4 protein-coding genes are annotated in these 5,730 nt (G+C 65.1%); 3 read left to right on the forward strand and 1 reads right to left on the reverse strand.

Going from position 1 to position 5,730, the window contains the following annotated elements; translation table 11 throughout:
* Nucleotides 1–2,234: DUF4118 domain-containing protein (locus tag AC1D00_RS23760; protein WP_477012326.1), on the forward strand; the 2,234-nt coding region annotated here is incomplete at its 5' end.
* Nucleotides 2,231–2,920: a response regulator gene (locus tag AC1D00_RS23765; RefSeq protein ID WP_135175669.1), complete on the forward strand. Its 690-nt coding sequence runs from the start codon at nt 2,231–2,233 to the stop codon at nt 2,918–2,920. The genes AC1D00_RS23760 and AC1D00_RS23765, both read left to right, overlap by 4 nt.
* Before the next feature lie 241 nt (nt 2,921–3,161).
* Here the strand turns inward: AC1D00_RS23765 and ku are convergent, their stop codons facing one another.
* Complete coding sequence (gene ku / locus AC1D00_RS23770) at nt 3,162–4,046, reverse strand: non-homologous end joining protein Ku (RefSeq protein ID WP_477012327.1); 885 nt, start codon at nt 4,044–4,046, stop codon at nt 3,162–3,164.
* A gap of 116 nt (nt 4,047–4,162) precedes the next feature.
* On the opposite strand from ku, the gene ligD reads away from it, so the two are divergent.
* The coding region (gene ligD, locus AC1D00_RS23775) for a non-homologous end-joining DNA ligase (RefSeq protein ID WP_477012328.1) at nt 4,163–5,730 on the forward strand (1,568 nt) is incomplete at its 3' end.

Consider the following 5,730-nt stretch of genomic DNA (forward strand, 5'->3'; position numbering starts at 1 on the left):
CCCATGTCCGGGTGCGCGAGACGGTGCCGGATTCGATCTTCGACCGCGCCGATGCGATCGAGCTGATCGACCTCACGCCCGACGATCTGATCCAGCGGCTGAGGGAGGGCAAGGTCTACGTCCCGAAGCAGGCCGAGCGGGCACTGGAACACTATTTTTCGCCGGGCAATCTCACCGCGCTGCGCGAACTCGCGCTGCGTCGCACGGCCGAGCGGGTCGACGAGCAGCTCCTCACCCACATGCAGGCGAACGCCATCGCCGGTCCCTGGGCCGCAGGCGAGCGCATTCTCGTCTGTGTCAGCGATGACCCGCGCGCCGCTGGCCTCGTGCGCTATACCAAGCGGCTGGCCGACCGGCTGCACGCGCCGTTCACCGCGATCTCGATCGAGACCCGGCGCTCGCTCCAGCTTTCCGACGACGAGCGCGACCGGCTCGCCGATACGCTGCGGCTGGCGGAATCGCTGGGCGGCGAGGCGCTGACGATTCCTGCCGTCGGCCGCCGCATCGCCGACGACGTCGTCAATTTCGCACAAGGCAACAACGTCACGCAGATCGTGATCGGCAAGTCGACGCGCTCGCGCTGGTTCGAGATCACGCGCGGCTCCGTCGTGCATGACCTGGTGCGCCGTGCCGGCAATATCACGGTTCATGTCATCGCCGGCGACGATGTGCCGGGCGAGGCGGCGCCCAAGACCGCGGTGCAAACCGCGGCGCGGACGGAGCCGTTCAATCCGCTGCCGTATCTGAAGGCGCTCGGCATCGTGCTGGTCGGTCTCGGCGCCGCCGAGCTGATCCAGCCCCGGTTCGGCATCGAGAACGTGGACCTCGTGCTGCTCACGGCGGTGGTGGCGGTCGCGGTCCGCTATGGCCTGTGGCCGTCGCTGCTTGCCACGGTCGCGGCCTCGCTGTTCTATAATTTCTTCTTCCTGCCGCCGATCTACACCTTCACGATCACCGATCCGACCAACGTCGCCGCCTTCGTGCTGTTCATGGTGGTGGCGATGATCGTCTCAAACGTCGCCGCGCGCGTGCGCACACAGGCCGACACCGCGATCGGCCGCATCAGGACCACCGAGCAGCTTTATGCTTTCAGCCGCAAGCTCGCCGGCACGGCCACGCTCGACGATGTCTTGTGGGCGACCGCCTATCAGATCGCGCTGATGCTGAAGGTTCGCGTGGTGCTGTTGTTGCCGGAGGACGGGCTGCTCACGGTGAAGTCCGGCTATCCGCCGGAGGACCAGCTCGATCAGGCGGACCTTGCCGCCGCCAACTGGGCCTGGAGCAATGATCGCCCGGCCGGCCGCGGCTCCGATACGCTGCCGGGTGCAAAACGGCTGTTCCTGCCGATGCGCACCGGACGCGGCCCGATCGGGGTGATCGGCATCGACAACGACCGCACCGGCCCGCTGCTGACGCCGGACCAGCGCCGGCTGCTGGATGCGCTGGTCGACCAGGGCGCGCTCGCGATCGAGCGCGTGCTGCTGGTCGAGGACATGGACCGCGTCAAGCGCACCGTCGAATCCGAGCGGCTGCGCTCGGCGCTGCTGACGTCGATCTCGCATGATCTGAAGACGCCGCTCGCCTCCGTGCTGGGGGCGGCCTCCACCATGCGCGATCTTGCCGGCGCGCTGTCCGACACCGAGAAGCGCGACCTGCTGGCCACCGTGATCGACGAATCCGAGCGGCTCAACCGTTTCATCGCCAATCTGCTCGACATGACGAAACTTGAATCCGGCGCCATCGTGCCCAACACGGCGCTGCACGATCTCGGCGAGATCGTCGGCAGCGCGCTCCGGCGGGCAGCCAAGATCCTGACCGCGCACAAGGTTGAGCTGGTGCTGGCCGCCGATCTGCCGATGCTGCAGCTCGACGCCGTGCTGTTCGAGCAGGTGCTGTTCAACCTGCTCGACAACGCCGCGAAGTATTCGCCGGCAGAGACGACGATCTCCATCAAGAGCCAGCGCGAGCGAGATCAAGTGGTGCTCCAGATCGCGGACGAGGGCAGCGGTATTCCGCCGGACGAGGTCGAGAGCGTGTTCGACAAATTCTATCGCGTGCAGAAGGGCGATCACGTCCGTCCCGGCACCGGGCTCGGCCTCGCCATCTCCCGTGGTTTCGTCGAGGCAATGCACGGCACGATCTCGGCCGCCAACCGCAGCGACCGGAGCGGCGCGGTCCTCACCATCCGTCTGCCCGTTCCGGCACAGACCCACGCATTGGATACCGCCGCATGAGTGCCGCCCCGATCAAGGTTCTGGTCATCGACGACGAACCCCCGATCCGCAAATTGCTGCGGATGGGACTGACGACGCAGGGCTATGAGATCCTGGAAGCGTCCAACGGCAAGATTGCGCTGGAAAAGCTCACCGAGGAGCCGGCACTGATCATCCTCGATCTCGGCCTGCCCGACATCCAGGGGCACGAGCTGCTCCGCACCATCCGGGCCCGCAACGAGGCCGTGCCGATCGTGGTGCTGTCGAGCCGGGGCGACGAGGCGGGCAAGGTGCAGGCGCTCGATCTCGGCGCTGACGACTACCTGACCAAGCCGTTCGGCATGGACGAGCTGCTGGCGCGCCTGCGCGCCGCGCTGCGGCACCAGCTCCAGGTCCAGGGCGAGCGCCCGGTGTTTCGCACCGGCGACCTCTCCGTCGATCTCGTCCGCCGCATCGTCAAGGTCGGCGAGCGCGAGGTGAAGTTGTCGCCGAAGGAGTATGATCTCCTGCGCGTGCTGGTGCAACACGCCGGCAAAGTGCTGACCCACCGCTTCCTGCTCAAGGAGCTCTGGGACGAGCTGACCGATGCGCAATATCTGCGCGTCTATGTCCGCCAGCTCCGCCAGAAGATCGAGGCCGATCCGGAACGTCCGCAATATGTGTTGACGGAGACGGGGATCGGGTACCGCCTGAAGGCGGGGGATTAGGYGGTCGAGCAGCAATGCGCGGGGCTCGCTTGGGGCACACTCGTCATGGCCGGGCTCGACCCGGCCATCCGCGCCCTCTGCGCGCGGGATAGACGTGGACACCCGGGACAAGCCCGGGCATGACGACTGATATTGTGGCGAGCCTGCATCAACATCGTCATTGCGAGCGTAGCGAAGCAATCCAGGCTGTCTCCGCGGAAAGATTCTAGATTGCTTCGCTGCGCTCGCAATGACCGAGCAATTAGCTCGCCTTGCGATGCCTTGCCGCAGACCTATGCGTCTTCTTCGCGCTGCGATGCCGCCCTGTCGTCCGCCGCCCATGCGGTTTGGCCGACGTCCGTCCTCCCCCGCGCCCCTTCAGGCTCTGCTTCAGCGCATCCATCAGGCTGACGACATTGCTAGGCCGCTCCTCCGGCTCCGGCGGCTCGATTGTTTTGCCGCTCGCCTTCCGCTTCACCAGCGCCTTCAGCGCGGTCTCGTATTCGTCCTTGAACTTGCTCGGATCGAAATGCGCAGCCTTGGTGTGCAGGATGTGACCGGCGAGCTCGACCATGTCCTTGGTGATCTTCGGGCTCTTGATGTCGTCGAAGAACTGGTCCTCGTCGCGGAGCTCATAAGGGAAGCGTAGCGTGGTGCCGAGCAGGCCCTTGCCGAGCGGCTCGATCGCGATGATGTGCTCGCGGTTGGTAAGCACGATTTTTGCGAGCGCCACGCGCTCCTCGTCCTTCATGGCATCGCGGATCACGGCGAAGGCGTCGAGCGCGGCCTTGCCGTCAGGGGCGACGTAATAGGGGTGATTGAGATAGCGCCTGTCGATCTCGTCCCGGGGGACGAAGCTCTCGATGTCGATGGTGTGGTTGCTCTCGATCTGGACCGCCTCGAGCTCCTCCTTCTCGATCTCGACATATTTGCCCTTGCGCAGCTCGTAGCCGCGGGCCTTCTCGCCATCCTCGACGACGTCGCCGGTTTCCGAATCGATCATTTGCTGCTTGAGGCGATTGCCCGTCTCGCGGTTGATCATGTGAAACCGGGTCTTCTCGGCGGCGGTCGTTGCGGGATAGAGCACGACCGGGCAATTGACCAGCGACAGCTTCAACGTTCCCTTCCAATAGGCGCGGGGGGCCATTCCATTCTCCAGCGTTTTCAAGGCATTTTGGAACTCCAACCGGCCCGTCGGGTTTTGGTTCCGGGTGGGACTTTTGCCGTGATAGGCTCGAAGCCGAAAGAAATGCGGGACCGGTCGTGCTGCGAAAACTCTCCACCTATCGACAGAAGCGGGACTTCGAGAAGACGCCCGAGCCCTCCGGCGAGGCCGCGGTAGCCTCCTCGAAACAGCGGCGTTTCGTGATCCAGAAGCATGACGCCACCCGGCTGCACTACGATTTCCGGCTCGAGTTCGATGGCGTCTTCAAGTCCTGGGCGGTGACGAAGGGGCCCTCGCTCGATCCGCACGACAAGCGGCTGGCGGTCGAGGTCGAGGACCATCCGCTCGACTATGGCGATTTCGAAGGAACGATTCCGGAAGGGCAATATGGCGGCGGCACGGTCATGCTGTGGGACCGCGGCACCTGGGAGGCCGAGGACCCCGAACGTGGCTTCAAGAAAGGTGACCTGAAGTTCACGCTGCACGGCGAGAAGCTGCACGGAAGCTGGGTGCTGGTCCGCATGCGCAACGATCGCGATGGCGGCAAGCGCACCAACTGGCTGCTGATCAAGCATCGCGACGAATATGCCCGTGAGAGCGAGGACATCCTTGCCGAGGACAAGTCGGTCGCCTCCGGCCGCGCAATGGCGCAGATCGCCGAAGGCAAAGGCCGCGCGCCAAAGCCGTTCATGCTGGCGAAGGGCACCAAGAGCAAGGCCGATGCGGTGTGGCAGTCCAACCGCGTCGAGGAGACGAAGGGGCGGACCGTCGCGCCGGCGCCACGCGCGGCATTGAAGGCCGGCAAGGCTGCAAAGAAGAGAGCCACGACCGCTGCGAATGCCAAAACGGTCTCGGAGATGCCGGATTTCGTCGCGCCGCAGCTCTGCACGCCGGTCGAGCGTCCGCCGGCCGGCGACGGCTGGTGCCACGAGATCAAGTTCGACGGCTACCGCGTCCAGCTCCGTATCGAGGACGGCAAGGCGACGCTGAAGACTCGCAAGGGTCTCGACTGGACCGACAAGTTCGCCTCCATCGCGAAGGAGGCGAACGCGCTGCCGGAGGCCATGATCGACGGCGAGATCGTCGCGCTCGACCACAATGGCGCGCCGAACTTTTCCTCGCTCCAGGCCGCGCTGTCGGATGGCAAGACCGAGGACCTCATCTTCTTTGCCTTCGATCTCCTGTTCGCCGATAGCCGCGACTATCGTCGCCTTCCGCTCGGGGAGCGCAAGGCGCGGCTCAGGGAATTGCTGGAGCAGCGCAAGCGGAAATCGAACCAGATCCGCTATGTCGAGCATTTCGAGAGCGGCGGCGACGCCGTGCTGCAATCGGCCTGCAAGCTCGAGCTTGAAGGCGTGGTGTCGAAGAAGCTGGACGCGCCGTACCGATCGGGGCGGACGGAGAGCTGGATCAAGGCAAAATGCCGGGCCGGGCATGAGGTCGTGATCGGCGGCTGGAAGACCACCAACGGCAAATTCCGCTCGCTGATGGCCGGTGTGCATCGTGGCGATCACCTCGCCTTCGTCGGTATGGTCGGTACCGGTTTCGGCGCCGACAAGGTCAAGCGCATCATGCCGTCCCTTAAGGCCATGGAGGCCAAGGACAGCCCGTTCGGCGGCAAGAACGCGCCGAAGAAGACCCGGGACGTGCACTGGCTGAAGCCCGA

It is taken from the genome of Bradyrhizobium sp. P2_E8 (assembly GCF_056403875.1).